Source organism: Nonomuraea sp. NPDC001684 (assembly GCF_053596515.1).
In genome coordinates, this window is record NZ_JBSFGJ010000059.1 from 1 (window position 1) to 23583 (window position 23583).

The 23583-nt window shown below is 72.7% G+C and carries 24 protein-coding genes; 14 read left to right on the forward strand and 10 right to left on the reverse strand.

Features of this window, described 5'->3' with window-relative positions; translation table 11 throughout:
* Positions 1–420: MEDS domain-containing protein (locus ACWCSD_RS14315; RefSeq protein WP_449915108.1), on the reverse strand; the 420-nt coding region annotated here is incomplete at its 3' end.
* A gap of 179 nt (positions 421–599) precedes the next feature.
* Here ACWCSD_RS14315 and ACWCSD_RS14320 point away from each other — a divergent pair.
* Positions 600–1154: a DUF1707 SHOCT-like domain-containing protein gene (locus ACWCSD_RS14320; protein WP_397165954.1), complete on the forward strand. Its 555-nt coding sequence runs from the start codon at positions 600–602 to the stop codon at positions 1152–1154.
* Here ACWCSD_RS14320 and ACWCSD_RS14325 read toward each other — a convergent pair.
* Positions 1124–2236 carry an aromatic ring-hydroxylating oxygenase subunit alpha gene (locus ACWCSD_RS14325; protein WP_397165956.1) on the reverse strand — a complete coding sequence of 371 codons (1113 nt, stop codon included), beginning with the start codon at positions 2234–2236 and terminating at the stop codon, positions 1124–1126. The genes ACWCSD_RS14320 and ACWCSD_RS14325 overlap by 31 nt on opposite strands.
* Positions 2237–2299: 63 nt before the next feature.
* Positions 2300–3394 (reverse strand): FAD-dependent oxidoreductase, encoded by a 1095-nt coding sequence (locus ACWCSD_RS14330; protein WP_449915113.1) that lies wholly within the window; start codon positions 3392–3394, stop codon positions 2300–2302.
* Positions 3395–3444: 50 nt separating this feature from the next.
* On the opposite strand from ACWCSD_RS14330, the gene ACWCSD_RS14335 reads away from it, so the two are divergent.
* From ACWCSD_RS14335 to ACWCSD_RS14350, 4 genes are all read left to right on the forward strand, one after another.
* The gene (locus ACWCSD_RS14335) at positions 3445–4008 is read left to right on the forward strand and encodes a TetR/AcrR family transcriptional regulator (RefSeq protein ID WP_449915116.1); all 564 of its coding nucleotides are present in this window, start codon (positions 3445–3447) and stop codon (positions 4006–4008) included.
* Positions 4009–4097: 89 nt separating this feature from the next.
* Positions 4098–4466, forward strand: a complete 369-nt coding sequence (locus ACWCSD_RS14340; RefSeq protein WP_352351928.1) for a hypothetical protein — start codon at positions 4098–4100, stop codon at positions 4464–4466.
* Between the two features lie 115 nt (positions 4467–4581).
* A complete protein-coding gene (locus tag ACWCSD_RS14345; protein WP_449915119.1) occupies positions 4582–6045 on the forward strand; it encodes a DUF2079 domain-containing protein in 1464 nt (487 codons plus the stop codon).
* 31 nt (positions 6046–6076) lie between these two features.
* Positions 6077–6868: an NAD-dependent epimerase/dehydratase family protein gene (locus ACWCSD_RS14350; protein ID WP_449915122.1), complete on the forward strand. Its 792-nt coding sequence runs from the start codon at positions 6077–6079 to the stop codon at positions 6866–6868.
* Here ACWCSD_RS14350 and ACWCSD_RS14355 read toward each other — a convergent pair.
* Positions 6865–7947, reverse strand: coding sequence for a glycosyltransferase (locus ACWCSD_RS14355; RefSeq protein WP_449915125.1), 1083 nt, complete (start codon positions 7945–7947; stop codon positions 6865–6867). The genes ACWCSD_RS14350 and ACWCSD_RS14355 overlap by 4 nt on opposite strands.
* A 38-nt stretch (positions 7948–7985) precedes the next feature.
* Here ACWCSD_RS14355 and ACWCSD_RS14360 point away from each other — a divergent pair, with 38 nt between their 5' ends.
* The 3 genes from ACWCSD_RS14360 to ACWCSD_RS14370 are packed head-to-tail and all read left to right on the forward strand — an operon-like array spanning position 7986 to position 13380.
* Positions 7986–8804, forward strand: coding sequence for a PIG-L deacetylase family protein (locus tag ACWCSD_RS14360; RefSeq protein ID WP_357998908.1), 819 nt, complete (start codon positions 7986–7988; stop codon positions 8802–8804).
* Positions 8805–8853: 49 nt separating this feature from the next.
* The gene (locus ACWCSD_RS14365; RefSeq protein ID WP_449915130.1) at positions 8854–9912 is read left to right on the forward strand and encodes a lysylphosphatidylglycerol synthase domain-containing protein; all 1059 of its coding nucleotides are present in this window, start codon (positions 8854–8856) and stop codon (positions 9910–9912) included.
* A gap of 51 nt (positions 9913–9963) precedes the next feature.
* Positions 9964–13380, forward strand: coding sequence for a BTAD domain-containing putative transcriptional regulator (locus tag ACWCSD_RS14370; RefSeq protein WP_397165967.1), 3417 nt, complete (start codon positions 9964–9966; stop codon positions 13378–13380).
* Here ACWCSD_RS14370 and ACWCSD_RS14375 read toward each other — a convergent pair.
* Complete coding sequence (locus ACWCSD_RS14375) at positions 13349–13864, reverse strand: hypothetical protein (RefSeq protein ID WP_397165969.1); 516 nt, start codon at positions 13862–13864, stop codon at positions 13349–13351. The two genes, ACWCSD_RS14370 and ACWCSD_RS14375, sit on opposite strands and share 32 nt — an antisense overlap.
* A gap of 167 nt (positions 13865–14031) precedes the next feature.
* On the opposite strand from ACWCSD_RS14375, the gene ACWCSD_RS14380 reads away from it, so the two are divergent.
* The gene (locus tag ACWCSD_RS14380) at positions 14032–14541 is read left to right on the forward strand and encodes a DedA family protein (protein ID WP_449915135.1); all 510 of its coding nucleotides are present in this window, start codon (positions 14032–14034) and stop codon (positions 14539–14541) included.
* Here the strand turns inward: ACWCSD_RS14380 and ACWCSD_RS14385 are convergent.
* The gene (locus ACWCSD_RS14385; RefSeq protein WP_357978304.1) at positions 14538–14729 is read right to left on the reverse strand and encodes a YegP family protein; all 192 of its coding nucleotides are present in this window, start codon (positions 14727–14729) and stop codon (positions 14538–14540) included. The genes ACWCSD_RS14380 and ACWCSD_RS14385 overlap by 4 nt on opposite strands.
* A 111-nt stretch (positions 14730–14840) precedes the next feature.
* Here ACWCSD_RS14385 and ACWCSD_RS14390 point away from each other — a divergent pair, with 111 nt between their 5' ends.
* Positions 14841–15686: a D-alanyl-D-alanine carboxypeptidase family protein gene (locus ACWCSD_RS14390; protein ID WP_449915138.1), complete on the forward strand. Its 846-nt coding sequence runs from the start codon at positions 14841–14843 to the stop codon at positions 15684–15686.
* 57 nt (positions 15687–15743) lie between these two features.
* Here ACWCSD_RS14390 and ACWCSD_RS14395 read toward each other — a convergent pair whose 3' ends face one another.
* The gene (locus tag ACWCSD_RS14395) at positions 15744–16373 is read right to left on the reverse strand and encodes a hypothetical protein (protein WP_449915141.1); all 630 of its coding nucleotides are present in this window, start codon (positions 16371–16373) and stop codon (positions 15744–15746) included.
* 196 nt (positions 16374–16569) lie between these two features.
* Here ACWCSD_RS14395 and ACWCSD_RS14400 point away from each other — a divergent pair, with 196 nt between their 5' ends.
* Positions 16570–16863, forward strand: coding sequence for a hypothetical protein (locus tag ACWCSD_RS14400; protein WP_397165973.1), 294 nt, complete (start codon positions 16570–16572; stop codon positions 16861–16863).
* 4 nt (positions 16864–16867) lie between these two features.
* On the opposite strand, the gene ACWCSD_RS14405 is transcribed toward ACWCSD_RS14400, so the two are convergent.
* Genes ACWCSD_RS14405 through ACWCSD_RS14415 form a run of 3 tightly spaced genes read right to left on the reverse strand, consistent with a single transcriptional unit; the run spans position 16868 to position 18961 of the window.
* On the reverse strand, positions 16868–17317 hold the full coding sequence (locus tag ACWCSD_RS14405; RefSeq protein WP_449915144.1) for a group II truncated hemoglobin: 450 nt from the start codon (positions 17315–17317) through the stop codon (positions 16868–16870).
* A 59-nt stretch (positions 17318–17376) separates the two neighbouring features.
* Positions 17377–18195, reverse strand: coding sequence for a TrmH family RNA methyltransferase (locus ACWCSD_RS14410; RefSeq protein WP_449915147.1), 819 nt, complete (start codon positions 18193–18195; stop codon positions 17377–17379).
* Positions 18188–18961 carry a DUF4184 family protein gene (locus tag ACWCSD_RS14415; RefSeq protein WP_397165977.1) on the reverse strand — a complete coding sequence of 258 codons (774 nt, stop codon included), beginning with the start codon at positions 18959–18961 and terminating at the stop codon, positions 18188–18190. Before ACWCSD_RS14415 ends, ACWCSD_RS14410 begins: the two co-directional genes overlap by 8 nt.
* A 141-nt stretch (positions 18962–19102) precedes the next feature.
* Between ACWCSD_RS14415 and ACWCSD_RS14420 the strand changes: the two genes are divergently transcribed.
* The 3 genes from ACWCSD_RS14420 to ACWCSD_RS14430 all read left to right on the forward strand — a co-directional run bounded on the left by ACWCSD_RS14420 (position 19103) and on the right by ACWCSD_RS14430 (position 23356).
* Positions 19103–19741, forward strand: coding sequence for a cation diffusion facilitator family transporter (locus tag ACWCSD_RS14420; protein WP_358287994.1), 639 nt, complete (start codon positions 19103–19105; stop codon positions 19739–19741).
* A gap of 134 nt (positions 19742–19875) precedes the next feature.
* The gene (locus ACWCSD_RS14425) at positions 19876–21648 is read left to right on the forward strand and encodes a substrate-binding domain-containing protein (protein ID WP_449915151.1); all 1773 of its coding nucleotides are present in this window, start codon (positions 19876–19878) and stop codon (positions 21646–21648) included.
* A gap of 139 nt (positions 21649–21787) precedes the next feature.
* A complete protein-coding gene (locus ACWCSD_RS14430; protein ID WP_397165982.1) occupies positions 21788–23356 on the forward strand; it encodes a sigma-70 family RNA polymerase sigma factor in 1569 nt (522 codons plus the stop codon).
* The last annotated feature ends 227 nt before the right edge of the window (positions 23357–23583 follow it).

Here is a 23583-nt window from a genome sequence, read left to right on the forward strand (position 1 = left end):
GGGCGTCAGCCCCGCCAGGTCGTACGGGCACAGGATCGTGACGCGCCGCCCCGCGAACGACAGGTTGATCAGTGCCTCGTGCTGGGCGCAGGCCGGGTATTCGGTCGCCGAGCGGCCGGGCCAGATCGGCTCGCCGATGATCCGTACGTGCTCGTCAGGATGCCGGTCGGCGACGGCCCGCAGCACGGCCGGGATGATCCGCCCCGGGTTGCGGCCCGCCACGCCCATGTCGAGCATGGTCACCCGGGCCGCGTCGGCGCCCAGCCCAGCCTCGATCTTGGCGAGGTTCGCGGCGGGCACGGCCACCGCCACGGGCTCCCCGGCGGCCAGCCCCTCGCGCACGAAAGCCGTGGTGGCAGCCACATATTCCGGGTCACCTCGGTAGAAGAGGGCCGGATGCACGAAAGGGTCCGCCGACATCAGGCACACGGTACCTCCGCATGAGGACTCTTAGACAATCAAATGGGTATTTACAGGGCGTGAAGCGACTTCAGCTCGTGCGCAGGCCCCCGCGGGGGCGCCGGTACTCCCACCTCGATCTGCGGACCCCTTCCGGGCGACGCCTCCCGTTCTGACCGCCGCGAACCTATGCTCGGGACATGTCGGAAATGCAGATGCGGGTCTCCGACGAGGACCGGGAGCGCGCGGCGGAGCGGCTCCAGCACGCCTTCGCCGAGGGCCGCCTGACGCGTCCCGAGCTGGAGGACCGGCTCGGGCTGGCGCTCACCGCCAGGACCTACGGCGACCTGCTCGGCCTGACCACCGATCTGCCCGCCCCGGCGGCCCCGGCCGACGACGTGGTCGAGCTGGAGTCCAAGAGCGGGCACGTGCGCCGTTCGGGTGACTGGGCCGTCCCGCGGCGGCTGCGGATCTCCTCCAAGTACGGCGGCGTCGACCTCGACCTGTCCCGGGCCGTCATCCCCCACCCGGTCGTCGACCTCGAACTCGACCTGGACTACGGCTCCGCAAGGATCACCGTGCCGGAGGGCGCCGTGGTGAACGTGGACGCCTTCCGCACCGACTGGGGCCAGACCGTCGTCGGCGACGTGCCGGGCAGGCGGCGGCCCGGCGTCCTCTACCTGGTGGTCGGCGGCCGGGCCAAGTACGGCGGCCTGCGGGTGCGCTATCCGCGCAGGCGCTGGTTCACCCACTGATGGAAGGCCGAGATGTGGTGCTCGCTCGGCACCAGCACGCCGCCCGCCCGGTAGGCGCGTGACCCCATGCCGAGCTGGGTCCGCTCGCAGGCGTCGAAGTCCTGCTCGTTGACCCGGTGGAACAGCTCGACCGACGGCGTCAGGTCGGCCCCCGAGGCTACCACGTCGGGGTGGTAGAGCCAGTCGCACTCGACGACCGTGCGGTCGGCGGCCATGGGGAACATCCGGTGCAGGATCACGTGGTCGGGCACCAGGTTGACGAACACCTGCGGCTTGACGGTGATCGCGTAGTAGCGGCGGTCCTGCTCCGGGGCCACGTCGGGGAGCCGGCCGAAGCCCGCGCCGCCGTCCACGGTGAAGCCCTCGACGCGCTCGGCGAACTCGGCGCCGTGGCCCACGTAGTACTGGGCGGCGTACCCGCCGGCGAACTCGGGCAGCACGGCCACCAGCTCGGGGTGGATCGTGGCGCAGTGGTAGCACTCCATGAAGTTCTCGACGACCAGCTTCCAGTTGGCCTTGACGTCGTAGACCACGCGGCGGCCCAGGGCCAGCCGGTCGACGTGGTAGTTCTCGATGGCGGCCGGGTCGCCCAGGCGTTCGGTGGCCGCGGCGGTGACGGTGTCCTCGAAGGACGGCGGCTCGTCGGCCAGGCACACCCAGGCGTACCCCAGCCATTCGCGCAGGCTCACCGGGACCAGGCCGTACTCGACGCGGTCGATGTCGGGCATCTTCGCCAGGTTGGGGGCGGCGGCCAGCCTGCCGTCCAGGTCGTAGGACCAGGCGTGGTAGGCGCACCTGATCGTCCTTCTGACCTCGCCCCGCTCCTGCACGCACAGCCGCGCGCCGCGGTGGCGGCAGACGTTGAGGAAGGCGCGCAGCAGCCCGTCCCGCCCGCGCACCACGAGCACGCTCTCCGTGCCCACCTGGACGGTCCGGAACGCGCCCGGTTTCGGCAGGTCGCCGGCGCGCACGGCGCAGAACCACATGCTCTCGAAGATCTTGGCCTGTTCCTCGGCGAACAGGTCGGGGTCGGTGTAGGAGCGGCCGGGAAGCGTGGAGATCAAGCTCGACGTGGTGGTCAACCGACACCCCTTGTTGCGTATTACGCACCGAGTTGCTCTATATGCGACATCGTCCGGCGGCCTTCACGAGGCTGTCAAGAGGTAGGTGCTGAACCTGCGCAGCGACGCCATGTGCATCCTGGTCGCCATCCAGTCGGGGACCAGGCCCGCGAACGAGCGCTGCCGGTTGGTCACCTCCGTGCCGGCGATCATGGCGGGACGCCGCGCGATCCGCGCCCTGGCCCGCTCGTACGCGCGCAGGTCGCCGCCGGCCGAGCGGGTCAGCAGCCAGGCGTCCTCCAGGGCCTGGTTGGCGCCCTGGGCCATGGTGGGCGGCATGGTGTGGGCCGCGTCCCCGGCCAGCGTGGTCGGGCCCCTGCCCCAGACCCGGGGGATCGCCTGCCGGTGGTGCGGGAAGAAGCCGACGTCCTCCATCGTCTCCAGCACCGCGGGCACCGGGTCGGCCCAGCCGCCGAACCGCTCGCGCAGCCGCGGCACGATGTCGGGGTCGTCCTGCCAGAACGGCCCCCCGGGCGACGCCTGGACGTCGAACCACCACAACAACCGGCCCGCCCCGGCCGGGATCAGCCCGCACAGCTCCCGCCGTCCGGCGATCATCACGGCCCGGCGGGAGTGCGTCAACGAGGTCGGCGCGGTGGTGAAGCCCTGCCAGGTGACCCAGCCGCTCAACGCGGCCGGGTCCTCCCCCCACAAGGCGTGGCGCACCGCCGACCTGCGGCCGTCGGCCCCCACCAGCAGGTCGCCGCGCACGGTACGGCCGCCTGTCAGCCGCGCCTGCGCCCGTTCCGGCTCGGCGTGCTCGACGCCCGCGCCGTAGACGACGGGCAGGCCCGCCGACAGCGCCTCGACCAGCTCGCGCCGGGCCACATGCACGCACGGATGCCCGTAGCGCCGCTCGGCCGCGGTGAGATCGACGGTGACCAGCCGGCGGCCGTCGTCGGCCCACGACTCCATGGTCTCCAGCCGCCGTCCCAGGCCCGCGTACCCGACGCCGAGCTCGTCGAGGATGGCCGTGCTGCCGGGCCAGAGGGTCACCGATCCGCCCGCCGTGCGCAGCTCGGGCGCCTGCTCGTACACCTCGACGTCGTGACCCGCGTTCAGCAGCCCGCGCGCCGCCGCGAGCCCCGCCACCCCGGCCCCCGCCACGATTACCCTCATAGAAGCCCCACTTTAAGAGACTGCAAGTATCAGATACTGGGAGTATCACAATGTCCGCGCGCGGCCGCAAGCCCGATCCCACGGTCGACCACCGCATCAGGCAGGCCGCCACCGAGCTGCTGCTCTCCCACGGCCTCGACTTCACCATGGACGACGTCGCCAAAGCGGCAGGCGTGGGCAGGGCGAGCGTGTTCCGGCGCTACGCCACCAAACGCGACATGCTGCTCGAATCAATCGGCGGGCTCATGGACACGCACGTCGCCGTCCCCGACACCGGCTCGCTCGAAGGCGACCTGCGCGTGGTGGTCTCCGACACCCTCGCCCTGTGGGGCCACCCGGGCGTCGCCCGCCTGACCAGGCAGATGTACGGCGAGGCCGGCCGCGACCCCGCCGTAGCCGAGATCGTCCGCACCGGCATGCGCACCCGGATGCGGCGCTCGCGGGTCGTCTACGAGCGCGCGATCGACCGCGGCGAGCTGTCCCCGGACGCCGACCTGGACCTCCTCACAGACCTGTTCGCCGGCCTGGTGACCTACCGCGGGCTGCTCGACCTGCCCATGCCCGACGCCGAGGAGGTCGTCCACGGGCTGTTGCGCGGTTTTACACCCACCTGACGGCCGGAATGTTAGTGGCGTGCAAGCGGGGATCAACCAGAGATCGCTAATGTCCTCCTCGTACGGAAAACCAACGAAGGGCACCAAAAATGACTCCCCCTCGCCGACTCGCCCTCGCAGTCGCGACGATCTCCCTTGCCGCTCTGTCCACCGCCTGCGGTGTCGGCCAGGCCGTTGACTGCAACACCGCCGTCAACGAGCTCTCGAAGATCACCACCGAGTGGAGCGGCGCCATCACGAAGAACGCCACGGACGCCGCGGCGGTCGGGGACGCCTCCAAGGCCGCCGCCGCCAAGACCAAGGAGCTCGCCGGCAAGTACGACGGCGACGTCGCGGCCGCCCTGAACGACTTCGCCGCCGGTTTCGAGAGCCTGCAGAGCGGCGACATCAGCAAGACGACCGAGTTCAGCGGCAAGATGAGCGGCTTCACCTCGAAGATCACCGCCGCCTGCTCCTGACCGGTCCGCGGTCGCCGCACCGCCTGCGGGGGGCAGGCCGGCGCGGTGACCGCCTCATCCGGTCCGCCGGTACGGGGTACGGACAGGACCGGATGATCCCCTTACGCTTGCTGCCGTGACCGACGAAACGGTGATCGCACGGCCTCCGGCAGGCACCGCACTCCCCGCCAGAGTGCTCTTCCGCCACCGCGTGCGGGTCGGCGCGATCGCGCTGCTCGCCGCGGTGGCGTACGCCGTTCTCGGGCTGGTCAAGCTGGCCACCTTCCGGGCGACCACGTTCGACCTGGTGATCGTGGACCAGGCGGTGCGCAACTACGCCCGCTTCCGGCCGCCGTACGTGCCGGTGCTCGGCGTCTTCCACGAGCGCGGCACGGACTACCTCCAGCTCGCCGACCACTTCTCCCCGATCTACGCGCTGCTGGCGCCGTTCTACTGGGTGCACGACGGGCCCGAGTCGCTCATCGTGGCCCAGGCGCTGCTGTTCGCGGGGGCGATCCCGTTCCTGTGGCTGTTCACCCGCCGCGTGCTGGGCGCCGGGCCCGCCTACCTGGTCGCCGTGGCGTACGCGCTGTCGTGGCCGATCGCCCAGGCCGTCGCCTTCGACGCGCACGAGGTGATGTTCGTCCCGCTGCTCACCGCGATCATGATCGAGCGTTACCACGCCGGACGCGTGCTGCCGGCGTTCCTGGCGATGCTCGGGCTCCTGCTCGTCAAGGAGGACATGGGGCTCCTGGTGATCGGGGCGGGGCTGTACCTGTTCGTCGTCGGCGACCGCCTGCGCGGCCTCGTGTGCGCGCTGGTCGGCGCGGGGGCCGTCGTGCTCGTCCGGGGCCTGCTGATCACCTCCTTCGGCGGCGACAGCAAGGACTTCTGGGCCTACGGCCACCTCGGCCCCGACGCGCCCGCCGCGCTGCTGGCGATGCTGCGCGACCCGCTCGCCACCCTGCTGCTGCCCTTCAGCGACGAGGCCAAGGTCGACACCCTGTTCCTGCTGGCCTGGCCGACGTTGCTGCTGTGCCTGCTGTCGCCGCTGTCGCTGGCGGCGCTGCCGCACGTGCTCGAACGCCTGCTGTCCGACCGTCCCCAGTGGTGGCAGGCCGACTTCCAGTACAGCGCGTTCACCGTGGTGATCCTGTTCTGCGCCGGCGTGGACGGCCTGGCCAGGCTGCTGCGCTGGACCGGCCGCGCCGACCGGCAGGGGCTCAAGCTGGCCTGGGCCGCCGCGGCCTGCGCCGTCGCTCTCACCCTGGTGCCCAGGTTCGCGCTCGACCAGCTCTACCATCCGGCCTTCTACAAGGAGGACAAGGCCGCCGCCGCGGCCGAGGCGGTGAGCAGGGTGCCCTCGGGGGTGACGGTCGAGGCGGTCAACTCCGTGGGCCCGGCGCTGTCCTCGCGCACCACCGTCCTGCTGTGGAGCGCGGCCCCGCGCGGCGCGCCGTGGATCGTGGCCGACACCGCCCGCTGGGAGTTCCCCTTCGGCTCCGCCGACGACCAGCGCAACCGGGTCGAGCAGCTCCAGACCGAGGGGTACACGAAGGTGTTCGAACGCGACGGGTACGTCGTTCTCCGGCGCAACTGACCGCATCGGCCCGATGCCGCACAATGTCGGCATGAAGATGATCGTGCTCACCGGCGCAGCCGGGATGGTGGGCGGTGCCGTACGCGAGCGGCTCCGCCGGTCCGCCACCAGGCTCGTCCTGGCCGACCGGGCGCCCATGGAGGCCGGGCCGGGCGAGGAGGCCGTCCGCACCGACCTGTCGGACCTGGCCGAGACCGTGGCGCTGGTCAAGGGCGCCGACGCGATCGTGCACCTGGCCGGGGTGCCGGACGAGGCGCCCCTGCCGGACCTGCTCGACGGCAACGTGCTGACCACCCACCGCGTGCTGGAGGCGGCCCGGCTGGCCGGCGTGCCGCGCGTGGTGCTGGCCGGCAGCAACCGCCTGACCGGCATGTACCCGGCCACCGCCACGATCTCCCCCGACCTGCCGCCGCGCCCCGACGGCCTGTACGGCGTCAGCAAGGCCGCCGTCGAGGCCCTCGGCCGCCTGTACGCCGACAAGTTCGGCCTCGAAGTGGTCTGCCTGCGCATCGGCAGCCTGGAGCCCGAGCCCAAGGACGTCCGCCACCTGGCGACCTGGCTGAGCCCGCGCGACTGCGCCGGGTTCGTGCACGCCGCCGTCACCACGCCCGGCCTGCGCTTCCTGGCCGCCTACGCCGTCTCGGCCAACGCCCGCCGCTTCTGGCTGCTCTCCCCCGAGCTCGGCTACGAGCCCGAGGACGACGCCGAGTCGTACGCCGCCCGCGTCACCGGCACGCCGGCCGCCTTCTTCACCGACGACACCCCGCAGGGCGGCGACTTCGCCGCGCCGGAGTACACGCTGTGCAGGGGCGGCCTGGCCTAACGCGCGATCGCCTGCTCGTAGGCCCGGTCGAACCCCTCCAGCACCCCGGCCCACGGGCCCGCGACGGGCGGCGTCGAGCGGTTGTGGGCGGCGATCTCCCGGCGCAGCCCGGCGTCGGAGCACAGCCGCGCCACCGCCCCGGCCAGGTCGTCCAGGGTGCGGCCGAGCAGCCCCTCGGTGCCGTCCTTGACGAAGTCGGCGACGCCGCTCTGGGCCCTGGCCACCACCGGCACGCCGGCCGCCCGCGCCTCCAGCGCCGCGATGCCGAACGACTCCCGGGGCGCCGGGGCCACGAAGACGTCGGCCGACTCCAGCAGTTTGGCGATCTGCTCGCGCGAATAGCGGCCCGGCAGCGACACCCAGCCGGTCATGCCGTGCTCGGCCAGGAAACGTTCCATGCGGGCGCGCGCGGGGCCGTCGCCGACGATCGTGGCGCGCATCGGGATCGCGGCGGGCACCCGCGCCCGCGCCGCCCGCAGCAGCCTGAGCAGCCGTACGGGCTGCTTGCGCGGCGCCAGCCGGCCGACGGCCACCACGTGCACCTCCGCCCGCCCGGCCGGCACGCCGGGGGCGGGCGCCCAGCCCGACAGGTCGAGGCCGTTGGAGACCACCCGCACCGGCACGCCGGGCCCGGCCACCGCCCTGATGGGCACCGCCGCCGCGGTGCTCACCGTGGTGGCCACCAGCCCCCAGCGCTGCCAGCCGAACGCCAGCCGCAGCAGCCGGTAGAGCCCCCGCGTGACCGGGTCCCACATGCTGTGCACGGTGACCACGCACGGCACCCCCGCCCGCCGCGCCGCCCGCACCCCCATCCAGGCGAACGGCGAGACCGCGCCGGTGTGCACGTGCACCACGTCGGGCCGGACGACGGAGATGCCCCGAGTGAGATGCCCCACTCCGAACGGATGCACCGGCAGGTCGAACGGCATCCTGGCGACGACCCTGCGCACGCCCGGCAGCGCCTCGCCCCTGGTCGCCGTGGCCACGACCACGTCGTGCCCGGCCTCGCGCTGCGCCCGCACCAGGTCGGCCACCTGGACCTCGATCCCCCCGAGTCGCGGCAGGTAACAGTCACTCACGTGAAAGATCCGCACCCCTCCCAGACTAATCTGGGCGTGTGCCTCCACGTACCGCGGTCTTCTTCCACGCCCATCCCGACGACGAGGCCCTGCTCACGGCGGGCACCATGGCGATGCTCGCGGCCGAGGGCCACCGCGTGGTGCTCGTGGTCGCGACCGCCGGCGAGCGCGGCCTGGCCGAGATCGGCCCCGGCGAGGAGCTGCGCGAGACCAGGCTCAAGGAGCTCTACGAGTCGGCCGCGCTGCTCGGCTGCGCCCGCGTCGAGTGCCTGGGCTACGGCGACTCCGGGCTCAGCCCCAAGGGCGGCGTCGCCGAGGAGCGGCCCGACAACGCCTTCATCGACGCCGACACCGAGGCGGCGGCCAGGGCCCTCGCGGCGATCCTGGAGGAGGAGAAGGCCGACCTGCTGTCGATCTACGACCCGGCCGGCGGCTACGGGCACCCCGACCACGTGCAGGTCCACCGGGTGGGCAAGCGGGCGGCGCAGATCGCGGGCACGGAGATCGTCCTGGAGGCGACGGTCAACCGCGACCCGCTGGTGCGGCTGCTGCGCATGGCGGGCCGGGTGTACAAGTTCCCGCCGGAGTTCGACGTGCGCACGTTCGAGAGCGCGTACTCGGCGAGCGACACGATCACCCACCGGGTCAACGTCCGCCGCTACGCCCGGCAGAAGCGCGCCTCGATGGCCGCGCACGCGTCCCAGGCCAGCGGCGGCGACAGCGACCGCACCCTCGCCGTCATGCTGAAGGTCCCCGGCCCGCTCTACCGCCTGGTCTTCGGCACCGAGTGGTTCGTACGCCGCGACCTGCCCCCCGGCACTCGTCTCACTCACCCTTTCGACCCATGGCCGAAGTAGCACCTGAGGGTGACGTGCCGGCTCCGGCGACCCGTCAGACTGGTGGGCGATGAAGAACAAGCCGCTCCAGATCGCCCTGTCCGTCCTGTCGCTCGGGCTGGCCGTGCTGCTCGTGGTCTACCTGCCGCAGATCGTGCACGCGCTCACCGGCAAGCCGGTCTCCTGGCGCGAGATCGGCGCGGTCTTCGGGGCGCTCAGCTTCGGCCAGATCGCGCTGATGACGGCCCTGTGGCTGCTGAGCCTGCTGGCGTACACGTTCGTGCTGACCAACTCGCTGCCGGGGCTGAACAACCTCCAGGGCCTGGCGCTCAACGCGGCGGGCAGCGCGGTCAGCAACCTGCTGCCGTTCGGCGGCGCGGTCGGGGTGGCGCTGTCGCTCGCCATGACCAGGGGCTGGGGTTTCGCCAACCGGCCCATCGTGGTGATGACGCTGGTCAGCGGCATCTGGAACACGTTGTTCAGGTTCATCCTGCCGGCCGTGGGCATCATCGCGCTGCTCATGGCGGGCGAGGTGCTCGACCCGGCGTTCGTCAGGGCGGGCTGGACGGGCGCGATCTCCATCCTGGTGCTCTGCCTCATCGTGGCCGTCGCCCTCTACTGGGACCGCGCCGCCGCCGTGCTCGGCCGGGCGCTCGACGGGCTCACCCGGCTGCTGCGCCTGAAGGTGCACGCCTCCGAGGCCTTCCACCGGCTGCGCGCCGACACCATCGAGATCGTCCGCACGCGCGCGCTCGGCCTGTCGCTCGGCATGGTGTTCTTCCTGGGCTTCCAGTGGGCGATCATGGCGGCCTGCATGACGGCCACCGGCGCCTGGCCTGGCCTGGCCCAGTCGATCGCGGTCTTCGCGCTGTCCCGGGTGCTCACCAGCGCCGTGATCACGCCCAGCGGGGCCGGGATCATGGAGAGCGGGGTCGCCGCGATGCTGATCACGTTCGGCGTGCCGGGCACTCCGGCCGTCGCGACAGCACTACTTTTCGGCTTCTGGACTTACACTATCGAGATCCCGTTCGGCGGTCTCGCGCTCGGCGCGTGGGCGCTCCTGCGCAGGCGCAACGGCCGGAACGCCGCCGCGGAACCCCCGTCCGCGATCTCGAAGGCCCCGCAGTGACAATCCCAAAGCCATCAAAGACCTTGTGCGCCCTTCGGAAGCACGCATAGCGTGGCGGCTGACATGGTGGCGTTCCGGGTTCTGGGGCCAGTCGAGGCGTACGAACACGACGACGAACTCGACCTCGGCGGGTTGCGGCAGCGGGCCGTCCTCGCCCGACTTCTCGTGGCCAGAGGTCAGGTCGTACCGGTTGACACGCTTCTTTACGACCTGTGGGACGACGACGCCGCCAAGGGCGCCCAGTCGGGCCTGCAGGTCTACATCTCCCGCCTGCGCAGGGTGCTCGAACCGGGCCGGCCGCGCGGCGGCCCCAACCGCCTGCTGGTGACCGTCGCCTCCGGCTACGCGCTGCGCGTGGCCGCCGAGCAGGTCGACGCGCTGCGCTTCGAGCAGCTGGTCAGGGCGGCGGGCGAGCACCTCGAAGAGGGCGACCCGCAGTCCGCCCGCGGCCGCCTGGAGAAGGCGCTCGGGCTGTGGCGCGGCACCCCCTACTCCGACTTCGCCGACCAGCCCTGGGCCGAGGCCGAGGTCAACCGGCTGGCCGAGCTGCGTCTGGTGGCCCGCGAGCGGCACGCCGACACCGGCCTGCGGCTGGCCCTGCACGCCGAGACCGTCCCCGACCTGGAGGCGCTGACCACCGAGCACCCGCTGCGCGAGGAGGGCTGGCGGCTGCTGGCGCTGGGCCTCTACCGCTGCGGCAGGCAGGGCGACGCGCTGGCCGCGCTGCGCAGGGCCAGGAACATGCTGGCCGACGAGCTGGGCATCGACCCCGGGCCCGCGCTGCGCAAGCTGGAGTCCGACATCCTGGCCCAGGCCCCCGAGCTGGAGCTGGCCGCGCCGCCGCGTCCCGCCCGGCCCGCCCCGGTCACCGACACCTGGCCGCCCCGGCCGGCCGCCGCGCACGTCGAGCCGCCGCCGCTGGAGCCCGAGCCGTTCGTCGGCCGCGACGCCGAGCTGGCCAGGCTGACCACGGCCGCCTCGCGCACCGGCCGCTTCCAGGTCGCGATCGTGACCGGCGTCGCGGGCGCGGGCAAGACCACGCTGCTGCGCCAGCTCGACGGCAGGCTCGGCGCCGACGGCTGGATCACCGCCTCCGGCGCCTGCCCCGACTCCAGCGCCACCCCGCCGGGCTGGGCCTGGGTCGAGATCCTGCGCTCGCTGATCGGCACGACCGGCGCCGGCGAGTACGCCCAGCTCCTGGCCCCCCTGCTCGACGACACCGCCCCCGACCCCGACGAGGACGAGGTCTCGGGCGGCTTCCGCCTGCACCGCGCGGTCGGCGGCTACCTCGCCGGCGTGGCCCGCCGGGCGCCGGTGCTGCTCACGCTGGAGGACCTCCACTGGGCCGACGACCAGACGCTGGCCCTGCTGCGCGCGCTGCCGAGCCTGCTGGCCACCAGCCGCGTCCTGCTGGTCGTGACGTGCCGGGAGAGCGAGCTCGACGACCGCCAGTCCGACGTGCTGGCCGCCCTGGCCCGCCTTGAGCCGCTGCGCGTGGGCCTGTCCGGCCTCGACCCCAAGGCCGTGGCCGAGCTGGTCAAGGCCACCTGCGTGCGCGAGATCGACGAGGACGCGGTCGAGTCCATCGTCGAGCGCACCGGCGGCAACCCGTTCTTCGTGCGCGAGACCGTCCGGCTGCTCGACGCCGAGGGCGCGGCCGACCGGGCCAGCGCCACGCAGGTGCTCTCACGCGTGCCCTCGGGCGTGCGCGACGTGCTGCGGCGGCGCATCTCGCGGCTGCCCGCCGGCGCCCAGCAGATCCTGCTCCAGGCCGCGGTGATCGGCCGCGACGTCGACCTCGACGTGCTGGTCACGGTCGCCGGCGACGAAGAGGCGGTGATCGAGGCGGTCGAGGCCGCGCTGCTGGCCGGGCTGGTCACCGAGCCGGGGCCCGGGCTGCTGCGCTTCGACCACGACCTGGTGCGCGACACGATCTACTCCGACGCCTCCCGCCTGCGCCGCACCCGCCTCCACGCCGCGGTCGCCGCGGTGATCGAGCAGCGCACGTCCTCCGACGTGGCGGCGCTGGCCCACCACTACTTCCTGGCCGACGCCGCCGAGAAGGCCGTCCACTACGCGGGTCTGGCGGCCGAGCAGGCCGAGCGGCGCTTCGCCCACCGCGAGGCGGCCACCCTGTGGGAGCAGGCCATCGCGGCCTTCGACCGCGGCGGCCCGCGCAAGGACGACAAGGGCCGCGAGTCCGAGCCACAGCGTGCCAAGGAGCGGCTGCGGCTGATGCTCCGGCAGATCAAGGCGCTGGCGTTGTGCGGCGACATGACGGCGGCCAGGCTGCTGCGCCGCCAGGCCATGGACGCCGCGCTGCCGCTCGGCGACCTGGAGATCACCGCGAAGGTGGCCGCGTCGCTGGCGGTGCCGCACAAGGGCATGGCGCGCGACTTCACCCGCACCGCGTGGGAGATCGTCGACGTCACCGAGAAGGCGCTCATGGAGCTGCCCGCGGGCGAGCAGCGCCTGCGGGCGAGCCTGCTCACCACGCTGGCGCTGGAGCTGGAGGGCTCCTCCGCGCCCGAGCGCGGGCGGCAGGCGTCGCTGGAGGCGCTGGAGCTGGCCCGGCAGAGCGGCGACCCGACGCTGATCGCGGCGGCGCTGAGCGGCCGGCTGCGCCAGTCCTACGACATCCCGGCGGTCGACACCCGCGAGAGCATCGGCAGGGAGCTGCTGGAGGTCGCCCAGCGCTCGGGCCAGATGGCCACGCAGGCCCTGGCCCACCTGGTGCTGCTGGAGTGCGCGGCGGCCAGGGGCGAGTTCGCCGTCGCCGACGAGCACGCCGCCGCCGCCGACCGCCTGGCCAAGCAGTACGACCTGTCGGCCCCCGCGGCCGTCGTCGTCTGGTACGCCGGTCAGCGCCTGATGATCGCCGGCGACTACGCGGGCGCCGAACGCGCCTACCGCGAGGCCGCCAGGATGACCGCGCGGGCCGGCATGCTCGAAGGCCGCCAGGACCTCCCGTTGATCACCGCGTTCTGCCTGCACCTGGTCGACGGCCGGGCGGCCGAGACCGTCGACCTGCTGGCGGCGGCCCACCAGCGCGGCGCCAAGTGGACGCTCGACGCCTACGCCCTCGCCCTTGCCTCGGCCGGGCACCTCAACGACGCCAGGGCCGTGGCCGCCACCCGCCCGCCCGTCCGGCCCGACTTCCTCTACGAGCTGGTGATGACCTGGCGGGCCCTGGCGGGCATGCTGCTCGACGACCGCGAGCGCATGGTCGACTGCTACGACAAGCTCAAGCCGTTCGCCGACCGGGTGGCTGGCGCGGGCACGGGCGTCGTGGCGTTGTGGCCGGTGGCGCTGACCCTGGGCGACCTGGCCATCCGGCTGGGCCAGCCCGACGCGGCGCGCGAGCACTACGAGAAGGCTCTTGAGGTGGCCCAGCGGGTGGGCGTGCCGCGCTGGGTGGAGGCGGCGCGCCGGTCGGTCAGCAGCTCACCTGGAAACGCTCGCTCGTGACGGTCCCGCCGGGCCGGGCGATCAGCTCGACCCGGTACCACCCGGCGTTGCCGGAGATCTGCGGCTGCCACTCCACGCTCCGGCTGCCGCCGGCGAACCCGGAGTGGTCGGCCAGGTAGGTGCGCCACGTCCCGGTCGCCGGGCTCCAGCGCGACAACCTCCACCGGTACAGGACCGTCGTGCCGGGGCGCGGGTTGACCAGCAGGCCGCGGGCCAGGAACGACTTGCCGCAGCCGGGGGCGCCGCCGGTCAGGGCGCTGAGGGCGATCTCGCCCGCGCGGGCGGGGGCGCTCTGCCGGGCCGGGGCGGTGATGGGCAGCTCGCGGGCCGAGAGGGTGACGGTCCGCACCGGCTCGGCGGCCGATCCGGCGCTGCTGTAGGCGGAGAAGCCGACGTAGGCGCTGGTGAAGGCGAGCGCGGCCACGAAGAGCTTGACCGCGTTGGCGGTACCGCCGGCCAGGACCACCGCACTTCTCGACGACATGATCAACACCCCTTTTGCTCAGTTCAGGTATAGGGCGGGATGGTTGAGGGGTGGTTGTCGGCTACTTGCAGCCGGTGACCCGGCCTTGCAAGCTGATGTGGCGGAACGCCTCTTCCTTGACTAAGGTAAGGCTGACCTAAGGCGTTGGAGTGGGGGTGAGCGGGCTCATGTGGCATGCGGCTGCCGCCCTCCCCGATCCCGCCCGGCCGTTCTGGTTCGGGCTGCCGTACTGGCTGGTGGGGGCCGTTCTCATCCTCGCGCTGTTCGGCGCGTTCCAGGTCTACTACTGGGTCGGCCGCAAGCTCGGCGAGAAGCTCTACGAGTCCAAGGTCGGTGTGCGGCTCGGCCGCGAGCGCATCGCGCGGATCGAGGGCGTCGTCGAGAAGTGGGGCGCACTGGCCGTCTACGGCTGCTTCTGGGTGCCCATGCTGCGGCACACGCTGCCGTGGGTGGCGGGCGCGCTGCGGGTGTCCTATCCCTGGTACGTGGTGGCGAGCGCGCTCGGCTGCCTGACCTGGGCGCCCATCTGGTGGTTCGGGCTCACGGCGCTGGTGTGGGGCTGGCTGCAACTGGCCGCCCGCTCGCCCGTCAGCGCGCTGGTCCTGCTGCTCGTGGTCGCGGCGGGCGTGGCCTGGTTCTTCGTCCGCCGCCGGCGCAAGGCCCTGGCCTCGTCCTAGATCGCGGCCGGGGTCTGGTCGTCGATGGCGGCCTCGGGAGCGTTCCTGCGCACGGTCTCGATGCCGTTGACGCAGGCGGCCTTGCTCGGATAGCCCTCGCCCACGGCCAGCGTCTGCCCGTTGTTCGCGACGAGCGCGAAACGGAACGTGCCCCGCTCGTCCTGACTGATGATGAACCTGCCTGCCACGGCCTCGTCTCCCCGCAGATGTCGGATCTATCAAGCATTTACCCCCAACTGAGGGCCACTTACGGCCGAGTTTCGCAAACCAACCCTTGATCTCCTGCGAACATGTCTGGCATGCGTATTGGGGGTTTCATCGGCTCTGCCGTACTCGCGTTGGTTGTGGGGATCTCTTACCCGGCGTCCGCCGCACGGGCCGCCGACGTCCCGACGGTGAAGGCGGGGGCGGCATATGTAGTGGACTCGGACGGAACGATCCACTTCGCGAAGCGGGAGACCCGGCGGGTGCCGGTGGCCAGCCTGGTCAAGGTGATGACGGCCTACGTCGTCCTGCGCGAGGGACGCCTGAACGAGCCGATCACCGTCACCGCCGCCGACACGAAACACGCGACCAGCAACGGCGCGACCACGGCCGGCCTGCGGAAGGGCGAGCGCCTCACGGCCAGGGACCTGCTGTACGGCCTCATGCTCCCCTCGGGCGCCGACGCCGCCAACGCCCTGGCCAGGAAGTACGGGCCGGGCAAGACCGCGTTCGTGGCCAAGATGAACCGGGCCGCGCGCTCGCTCGGCCTCGGCGACACCCGCTACACCAACCCCGACGGGCTGCCCACGCCGGCCAACGGCGGCTACTCGACCGCCGTGGACCAGGTCACGCTGGCCCAGCGGGCGATGGCCGACCCGGTCTTCCGCACGGTGGTGGGGAGCAAGGTGTACAAGGTCGCCAAGTCGGCCCTGCACGGGGCGCACACCTGGCGCAACTCCAACAAGCTGCTCGGCCGATCGGCGGACGTCGTGGGCGTGAAGACCGGCTACACGAACGCGGCGCAGTACTGCCTGCTGTTCGCGGGCGACCGCGGCGGCAGGCGGGTGTTCGGCGTCCTGCTCCACGACGGGGACGAGCGCCGCTTCAGCACCGCCGAGCAACTGCTGAACTTCGCGGGCGAGCAGATCGCCGGCGGCTGACCGCCGGAAGCCGGCCGAACGTGAGCCGGCGGCTGACCCGCGGGAGCCGACCGGAGGTCAGCCGAACGTGAGCCGGCCCGCCGCGGACAGCGTGCCCAGGCCGCCGGTCGCGCAGGCCAGGAGGCCCATGGCGGGCGTGATCGTGCCGCGGACGCGCTCGCGGTCCAGCGGCCCCGACACGACCGTGCCGGTCAGGAAGCTGTCGGCCGGGCTCTGGGTGGCCAGCCGGTCGGCCCGCGTACGCACCTCCGAGGTGCCGACCGGCCGCCCGTCGAGGCCGAACCAGGTGATGCGGGCGGTGCCGTGGACCTGCCGGGCGCTCGCGCACGACGCCCGGCCGACGCTCTTCAGGGTGACCCAGCCCGAGCGCAGGTAGGGAGCCGAGCCGTCGGCCGACAGGCAGCCGGTGAGCTGGAGGTTGCCGCGGGCCGACACCGGCTTCGCGGTCAGGCCGATGCGCGGGCTGAAGGTCAGCGGCCGACCGGCCGGGGAGCTGACGGCACAGCTCAGAGCGCTGCGATCGGCGGAGCCGGCCCGCGGATGCGTGGCCGCCGCCGGGCGCACGGCCGCTCCCGCGCGGGTGACGCGCAGAGTCGTGAACGCGGGCGGGCTCGTGAACGCGGGCGGGGCCATGAACGCGGGCGGGGTGGCCGCGACCGCGGCCGCGATGATCCAGGTCGGCTTCACGGGACCTCCGTCGGTCGCTCTCGGTGATCGGCGGATCACATCTTGCCGCATCCCGTCGTGATTGAGGCCGCCGATCTCGGGTACCGGCTCGTCGCAACCGACGCCACCCAGGCCGACTTCGGCCGCCCGAAGCCGACCCCACGGTCGATTCGCGCAGATAGGGTGGCGAATGTACCCCTCCGCAATAAGGAAGATCATGGCGGAATTCATCGAAGTCCGCACGACGATCGAAGGCCATGAGCAGGCCGCCGCGCTCGCGCACACCATCCTGCTCGCGGGGCTGGCCACCTCGATCGACATCGCGGAAGTCCCGGCCGCGGAGGCCGGGGTCTCCTGGCAGCTCACCCTCATCACACCACGCGAACAGGCCGCCGAGCTGGCGGCGCACATCGGCGCGAACGGCGGTGCCGGCAGCGTCGAGACCCAGCCGGTGCTGCACGACATCGACGCCTACCCCGACTGGCTCATCGAGGACACCGACCGCCCCTGACCGGCTACTCCGGCGGCCGCTCCCAGTCCCAGCGCGGCACCTCGCGCAGCGGGTGGAGCTGGTCGTCGGTCTCGGCGTGGGAGTTCTGCAACGCCACCTGCGTGCCGAACTCCACGTGCGAGCGGAGCGAGGCCCGGAACGGCTCGTCGTCGGGCAGCCCGGCCGCGTCGGCGGCCTCCATGTACAGCTCGACGAACCGCCGCCGCTGGGCCTCCTCGATGCCCAGCCCGCGGTGCGCCTCGATGAGCAGCGGGAAGCCGCCCATCTCCGCCGAGAACGTGTCGGGGCCGCCGAACGTCTCGACGGTGAAGGCGGTCAGGTTGTCCACGTGGCTCGCCTTGCCCTCGCCGAAGAGCGGCTGGAGCAGCGGGTCGGCCAGCAGGCTGCGGTAGAAGATCTCGATGAAGCGGCGTAAGACTTCCTCACCGCCGGCGTGCTCGAACAGGGTCTGCATGATTACAGGGTTACACGCCTGGTCGAAGCGCCACCAGACCCATTCGCACGCCCGGACGGTCAGCGCGCGGCGGCCGAGCGCATCAGCCCGTGGCAGGCGATCGCCGCCGCGGCCACCACGTTGAGCGAGTCGACGCCCGCGTCCATCGCGGCCGGGCTCATCGGGATGCAGACCGCGTGGTCGGCCTCGTGCAGCCAGTGGGAGGACAGGCCGTCACCCTCGGCGCCGAGCAGCAGCGCCACCCGTTCGCCCATCGCGACCCGGTCGAGGGGGACCGCGCTCTGGTCGGGGGTCAGCGCCAGGGCCTGGAACCCGGCCGCCCGCAGCTCGCCGAGGCCGGTGTACCAGTCGTCGAGCCGCGCGTACGGGATCGAGAAGACCGCGCCCATGGAGACCTTCGCCGCCCGGCGGTAGAGCGGGTCGGCGCAGCGCGGCGAGAGCAGGACGCCGTCCACGCCGAGCGCGGCGGCGCAGCGGAAGATCGCGCCGACGTTGGAGTGGTCGACCAGGTCCTCCAGGACCAGCAGCCGGCGGGCGCCACCCTTGATCAGGCTCTCGGCCGTGGGCAGCGGCAGGCGTCGCATGGAGGCCAGCGCGCCGCGGTGGATCTGGAAGCCCGCGATGCCGGCCATCAGCTCGTCGCTCACCTCGTAGACGGTGGCGTCGCCGATGACGTCGGACAGCGACTCGTACCAGCGCCGGGTGGTCAGGACCGAGCGGATGGGGTAGCCGGCGGCGATGGCCCGCCTGATCACCTTCTCCCCCTCGGCGAGGAACAGGCCGCGCTCCGCCTCCAGGCTCTTGCGCAGCTCGACGTCCCGCAGCCGGGTGTAGTCGGCGATTCGGGGGTCGTCGGCGTCGAACACGTAGTCAGGCACCTTCCGATACTGCCATGCGCCGCCTGACCTGCCAGCCGATCGCGTAGCAGGCCAGGACGGCCGAGAGCCCGATCACGGTGCCCGCGCCCGTCTTGGTGAGCACGCTCCGGAAGCCGAAGGCGGGGTTGGGCTCGTCCACCAGCGGCCACACGAGGGCGCCGGCGACCGTGCCGAGCGCGCAGGCGGCCAGCACGGCCCACCGCACGGCGGGCGCGAGCCGCAGACGGCCCGGCACGCCGGCCGCCTCGGTGCGGGACAAGGCGCGCCAGGCCCACCACACGACCACGGCCAGCCCGACGGCCGACGAGGTGTACTGCAGCACGCTGAAGAGCCTGGTCGTGCCGAAGACGGGGGTGTCCGGCCAGGCGCCCCAGCGGGCGGAGGCGTAGGAGTGGGTGAAGGAGTCCCAGAACAGGTGGGTGGCCGAGCCGATCACGCTGCCGGCCACCACCGGCAGGATCCTGAGCCGGCCCGGCCGCAGGAGCGCCGCGGCCGGCCCGGCCAGGGACGGCGGCAGCAACGAGATCAGCGGATCGCGCAGCACGAGGTGGAACAGCGGCAGGAGCAGCAGCACCGCGGCCAGGTCGAGGGTGAGCACGCCCTGCCAGGAGTGCCAGTCGCCGTAGACCGGCAGGAACGGCAGGAAGATCGGCAGGTCGGGGACCATCGCCCCGAGCGCGAGCGCCCACGGATCGGCGAACCGCCGCGCCCGTCCGGAGGCCACCAGAGGCAGCACGGCGGCGATGTGACTGGGCGTGAACGGCACGATCCCTCCCCCGGACGCGATCACCGCCATTATCCGGTGAATCTTGAACATCCTTTGCCGCACAGGGCTTAAAGTCACTCCAGGTCATGGGTACGTTACGTAACGCTGTCGACGGCCGGATAGCCGGGAGTTCGGGGGTTCATGGTGTCTGACCAGCGGATTCATGAGCATCCGGCCGCGACGGCCGACTGGCTGCGGGCCGCCCGCGCCGCGCGTGCGCTGTCGGTGGCCACGCTCGCCTGGCTGGCCGTGGAGAGCACGCTGGGCCTGGCCGCCGGGCTGTCGGCGCATTCCGTCGCGCTGATCGGGTGGGGGCTGTCGGCCTTCGCCGAGGCGGGGGCGAGCCTGATCGTGGTGTGGCGCTTCACCGGCGCCCGCACGCTGTCGCCGCACGCCGAGACCACCGCCAGGCGGGCGGTGGCGGTGAGCTTCTGGCTGCTGGCGCCCTACCTCGTCGGGCACGTCGCGCACGACCTCGACGCCGGCCACCGGGCCACGCCGACCGTGCTCGGCATCGTGGTCACGACCGTCAGCCTGGTCAGCATGCCCGCGCTGGGGCTGGTCAAGCGGCGGCTGGGGGCGCGGCTGGCGTCGGCGGCGACGTCCGGCGAGGGCACCCAGAACCTGATCTGCGCCGCCATGGCGGCCGGCGTGCTGGCCGGTCTGTGGCTGAACACGCTGGGCTGGTGGTGGGTGGATCCGGCCATGGCGGTGGCCCTCGCGGCGGTCGCGGTGCGTGAGGGAGCGCGCGCCTGGCGCGGTCACGCCTGCTGCCATTGACCGCCACTCTCCGTAATAGGCGCACCAAAAGAGCGGTTTTGCCACACAGAGCCCACCGAGTAGTGTTCCCGGAGTATTGCGGAGCAACTCCCGCTAGGGTCTCCGGAAGGTCTCAACACACCTAAGAGGACATCGTGGGGCGACACCGGACAGACGAGCTCGACGGCGGCTACCGAGCCCAGGAACCACCCTCCCGCAGACGGTCGGTCAGCGGGCGTGGCAGGGTGCTCGTACCGCTGGCCGGGGCCGTCGCGCTGGCCGTGCTCCTCGGTGTCGCGGCGTTCGTGATCTTCAATCGGGAGCACGACTGCTCGGCCGGCAAGCTGCCGCTGCGCGTCGTGGCCACCCCCGACATCCACCCCGCGCTCAACAAGATCGCCGCCAACTACACCAAGGCCCTGCACTCGATCGACAGCAAGTGCGTCGAGGTCACCGTGACCAGGGAGGCGGCGGCCAAGACCGCGAACGGGCTGGCCGCCGGCAAGTCCGCCGCGGACGTGTGGGTGGCCGACTCCAGCCTGCTGGTGGGCAACCTCCGCAACTCCCCCGCGGGCTCGGCGCTGCCGGAGCCGGCCGGCTCGGTCGCCCTGTCGCCCGTCGTGCTGGCCGCGGCCAAGTCCGCCGCGGCGAAGCTGTCCGGCAGCCTGACGCCGAGCTGGGCGGGCATGATCGCGGCGGCCAACGTGGCCAACCCCGACGGCCCCGGCAGGAAGGTCCGGGTGCTGGCGCTCGACCCGCAGAAGAACTCCGCCGGGCTGGCCGCGCTGCTGGCCGCCGCCACCTCGGCCAAGGAGGCCGGGCAGAACAAGGCGCTGGTCGGCGCGCTCAAGGAGATCTCCGGCCAGCTCGCCTCCGACCCGGCGGCGCTGCTGGCCAGCCTGACGGTGAAGTCGGGCAGCAAGGTGCCGGTCGGCGTCGCCTCCGAGCAGGCCGTCTACGCCCACAACGCCAAGAAGCCCGAGGCCCCGGTGGTCGCCCTCTATCCCAAGGAGGGCACGCTCAGCCTCGACTACCCGATCACGATCGTCACCAAGGACCCGGCGATCCAGAAGGCGGCCGCGGACTTCAGGCAGGACCTCGGCACGGACGCGGCCAAGAAGATCCTGCGCGACGCGGGCTTCCGCAGCCCCGACGGCAAGGCCGGCGAGACGCTGACGAAGGAGAAGGGGTTCGTCCCGGACAAGCCGGAGGCGCTGCCGCGGCCCGACGCCAAGAGCGTGGCCTCCATGGTGCAGACCTGGTCGCGGCTGAACCTCGGCACCCGGCTGCTCACCCTGCTCGACGTCTCCGGCACGATGGCGCTGCCCGTCCCCGGCACGAACATGACCCGCATGCAGGCCATCAACAAGATCGCCATGGAGGGCCTGGGGCTGTTCCCGGCCGACTCCGAGCTGGGCCTGTGGACGTTCTCCACCCACATGGACGGACAGGGCAAGGACTGGCAGGAACTCGTCTCCGTCGGCCCGCTCGCCGAGTCCACCAACGGCGTGCTCCGCAAGCAGGCGCTGGTCCGGCAGTTCGGGCAGATCCAGGCCAAGGCCACCGGCGACACCGGCCTGAACGACACCATCAAGGCCGCCTACGGCGAGCTGACGAAGACGTACCAGGAAGACAAGATCAACACCCTGCTGATCCTGACGGACGGCGCGGGCAACGACGATCCCTCCGGCGGCGTCTCGAACGCCCAGATCCTGCAGTACCTCAAGAAGACCTACAACCCGAAGCGGCCGATCAGCATCCTGCTCATCGCCTTCGGGCCGGAGGCCGAGGCGGGCAGGAAGCAGATGGACACGCTGGCCAAGACGACCGGCGGCGAGGCCTACATCGCCAAGGACGTGCTCCAGGTCCGCGACTTCTTCCTCCAGGGCATGGAACGCCGTCTCTGCGCCCCCGACTGCGACGGCTGAGCCACTCCCGTCACACGGATCACGACGTCATGCCGGTTGGGCATGACCGCGGCCGCGCCGGTCAACCTGGCCGATCGAGGCGGCGTCCTCTCCCGCGTGGGGGCTTGAGCGCCCGTTCCACCCGCGGGGAGGGGAATCCGTGCCTGGATGGCCGACGGTCGGCCGCGCCGACGATCAGGAACTGGTCGCCGCTCTGCGGCGGGCCGACACCGACGCTCCCGCCGCCCTGTACGACTCCTACGGCGAACGGCTCTACGACTACGCCCTCTCGCTGATCGGCGACCGGGACTCGGCCGCCGACGCCGTGCACGACGCCCTGGTGACCGCGCAGGGCTGCGTGGACCGGCTGAAGGAGGCCGGCCGCCTGCGCGCCTGGGTGTACGCGCTGACCAGGTTCCAGGTCCGGGCCAGGATGGCCCACCGCGGCACGCCCGCCGGGGGCCTGCCGCAGGCGCGTCCGTCCGGGCCGTCGTCCGGGCCGCCGTCCGGGGAGCCCGACTCCGAGCTGGCCGGGCTGGTCCGCGAGACGCTGGGCGAGCTGAGCGGGAACGAGCGCGAGATCGTCCTGCTGTCGCTGCGGCACGGCCTGACGCCGGTCGAGGTCGCCTCGGTGCTGGGGCTGACCTCCCGTCAGGCCGCCACCCGGCTGGGCCGGGCCCGCGACCAGCTGGAGAACGCCGCCGCGGCGGTCGTCCTGGCCAAGACGGGCCGGGCGCACTGCCCGGACCTGTCGGCGATGGTGGACTCATGGGAGGGGCCGCTCACGCCGCTGCTGCGGCGGCGGCTGTCGGGGCACATCGCCGGGTGCGAGGTGTGCACCGAGGGCAAGCACCGGCAGGTTGCGGCGTCGCGCCTGCTCGACCTGGTGCCGGTCGAGTTCCCGCCGCTCTCGCTGCGCCGCCGGGTGGTGGACACCTGCGTCGATCCCGGGCGCGACCAGACCAGGACGCTGATCACCGACCGCGGCGACAACTTCGACCGCACCGGCTTCCCGGTGGCCGCCGAACGGCGCTCGCGCCGCCGCCGTCCGCGTCGTCTCGGGCCGGTGGTGCTGGCCGGGGTGTGCGTGCTGGCCGCGACCGGGGCGGTGGTCGTGCTGAACGGCGGCGACGCCGCGCAGACCGCGCTCACCCTGACGCCCACGCCTACGCTCTCCCCTTCCTCCGAGCGCACGCCGGAGCCGGCGCCGGAGGAGGAGGACGTGACGCCCGAGCCCACGCCGAGCGCCGACGCGCCGGAGGCGTCCCCGTCCGCCACGCCGACGGTCCGGCGGCCCGCCCGGCGGCCCAGCGGGGGGCCGGCCGCGCCCACGGTGAGCCGCCGCAGGCCCGCGCCGGTCGCCCGGCTCGGCACGACGTGCCCCGCCTCGATCGCGGGCGCCGCCAAGATCGGGCTGCGCGCCCGCAACGCCGCGGTCTCCTGGGTGGCGACCGCGTCACAGGGCCTCGACGTCTTCCCCGCCAGCGGTTCGGTCAAGGCGGGCGGCTCGGTGTCGATCTGGGTGACCGTCGTGGACCCGAGCGCCGGCGGCCGCGGCCGCGTCTCGTTCACCTCGAACGGCGGCGCCGCCAGCTGCTCGCTGGCCTGGAACGCCGACCGCGCCCCGGAGTCCGATCCCCCCTCCGACCCGCCCACGCCCACCGCCGAGCCGTCCGAGGCGCCGAGCGACGGACAGACCTCGAATGTGGACGCCGCACCACAAGGGTGACGAACAGCTCCCCTGGAAGAGCGGACATAACGGGATAAACAGGACCCTGGCTCGAACATCATAGGCCACATAGGGCATTCTGGTTAGCTTGGGGAACACGCCCGGAAACCCGGAGTCACCACGTCCTGTGGCGGAAGTCACAGGAGGAACTTCGCCATGCCGGTGAACCTCAACGGCTCACCAAGCGTCGGCATTGACGTGCCCGGACCAGGATTGGTCCCATGAAA

What these genes read in the sequence shown, in the direction of transcription:
- ACWCSD_RS14365 (WP_449915130.1), top strand. Translation starts at nt 8,854, where the DNA reads ATGAAGAACAAGCCGCTCCAGATCGCCCTGTCCGTCCTGTCGCTCGGG.
- ACWCSD_RS14335 (WP_449915116.1), top strand. Translation starts at nt 3,445, where the DNA reads ATGTCCGCGCGCGGCCGCAAGCCCGATCCCACGGTCGACCACCGCATC.
- ACWCSD_RS14405 (WP_449915144.1), bottom strand. Translation starts at nt 17,317, where the DNA reads ATGCAGACCCTGTTCGAGCACGCCGGCGGTGAGGAAGTCTTACGCCGC.
- ACWCSD_RS14320 (WP_397165954.1), top strand. Translation starts at nt 600, where the DNA reads ATGTCGGAAATGCAGATGCGGGTCTCCGACGAGGACCGGGAGCGCGCG.
- ACWCSD_RS14420 (WP_358287994.1), top strand. Translation starts at nt 19,103, where the DNA reads ATGGTGTCTGACCAGCGGATTCATGAGCATCCGGCCGCGACGGCCGAC.
- ACWCSD_RS14350 (WP_449915122.1), top strand. Translation starts at nt 6,077, where the DNA reads ATGAAGATGATCGTGCTCACCGGCGCAGCCGGGATGGTGGGCGGTGCC.
- ACWCSD_RS14390 (WP_449915138.1), top strand. Translation starts at nt 14,841, where the DNA reads ATGCGTATTGGGGGTTTCATCGGCTCTGCCGTACTCGCGTTGGTTGTG.
- ACWCSD_RS14380 (WP_449915135.1), top strand. Translation starts at nt 14,032, where the DNA reads ATGTGGCATGCGGCTGCCGCCCTCCCCGATCCCGCCCGGCCGTTCTGG.
- ACWCSD_RS14340 (WP_352351928.1), top strand. Translation starts at nt 4,098, where the DNA reads ATGACTCCCCCTCGCCGACTCGCCCTCGCAGTCGCGACGATCTCCCTT.
- ACWCSD_RS14330 (WP_449915113.1), bottom strand. Translation starts at nt 3,394, where the DNA reads ATGAGGGTAATCGTGGCGGGGGCCGGGGTGGCGGGGCTCGCGGCGGCG.
- ACWCSD_RS14400 (WP_397165973.1), top strand. Translation starts at nt 16,570, where the DNA reads ATGGCGGAATTCATCGAAGTCCGCACGACGATCGAAGGCCATGAGCAG.
- ACWCSD_RS14375 (WP_397165969.1), bottom strand. Translation starts at nt 13,864, where the DNA reads ATGTCGTCGAGAAGTGCGGTGGTCCTGGCCGGCGGTACCGCCAACGCG.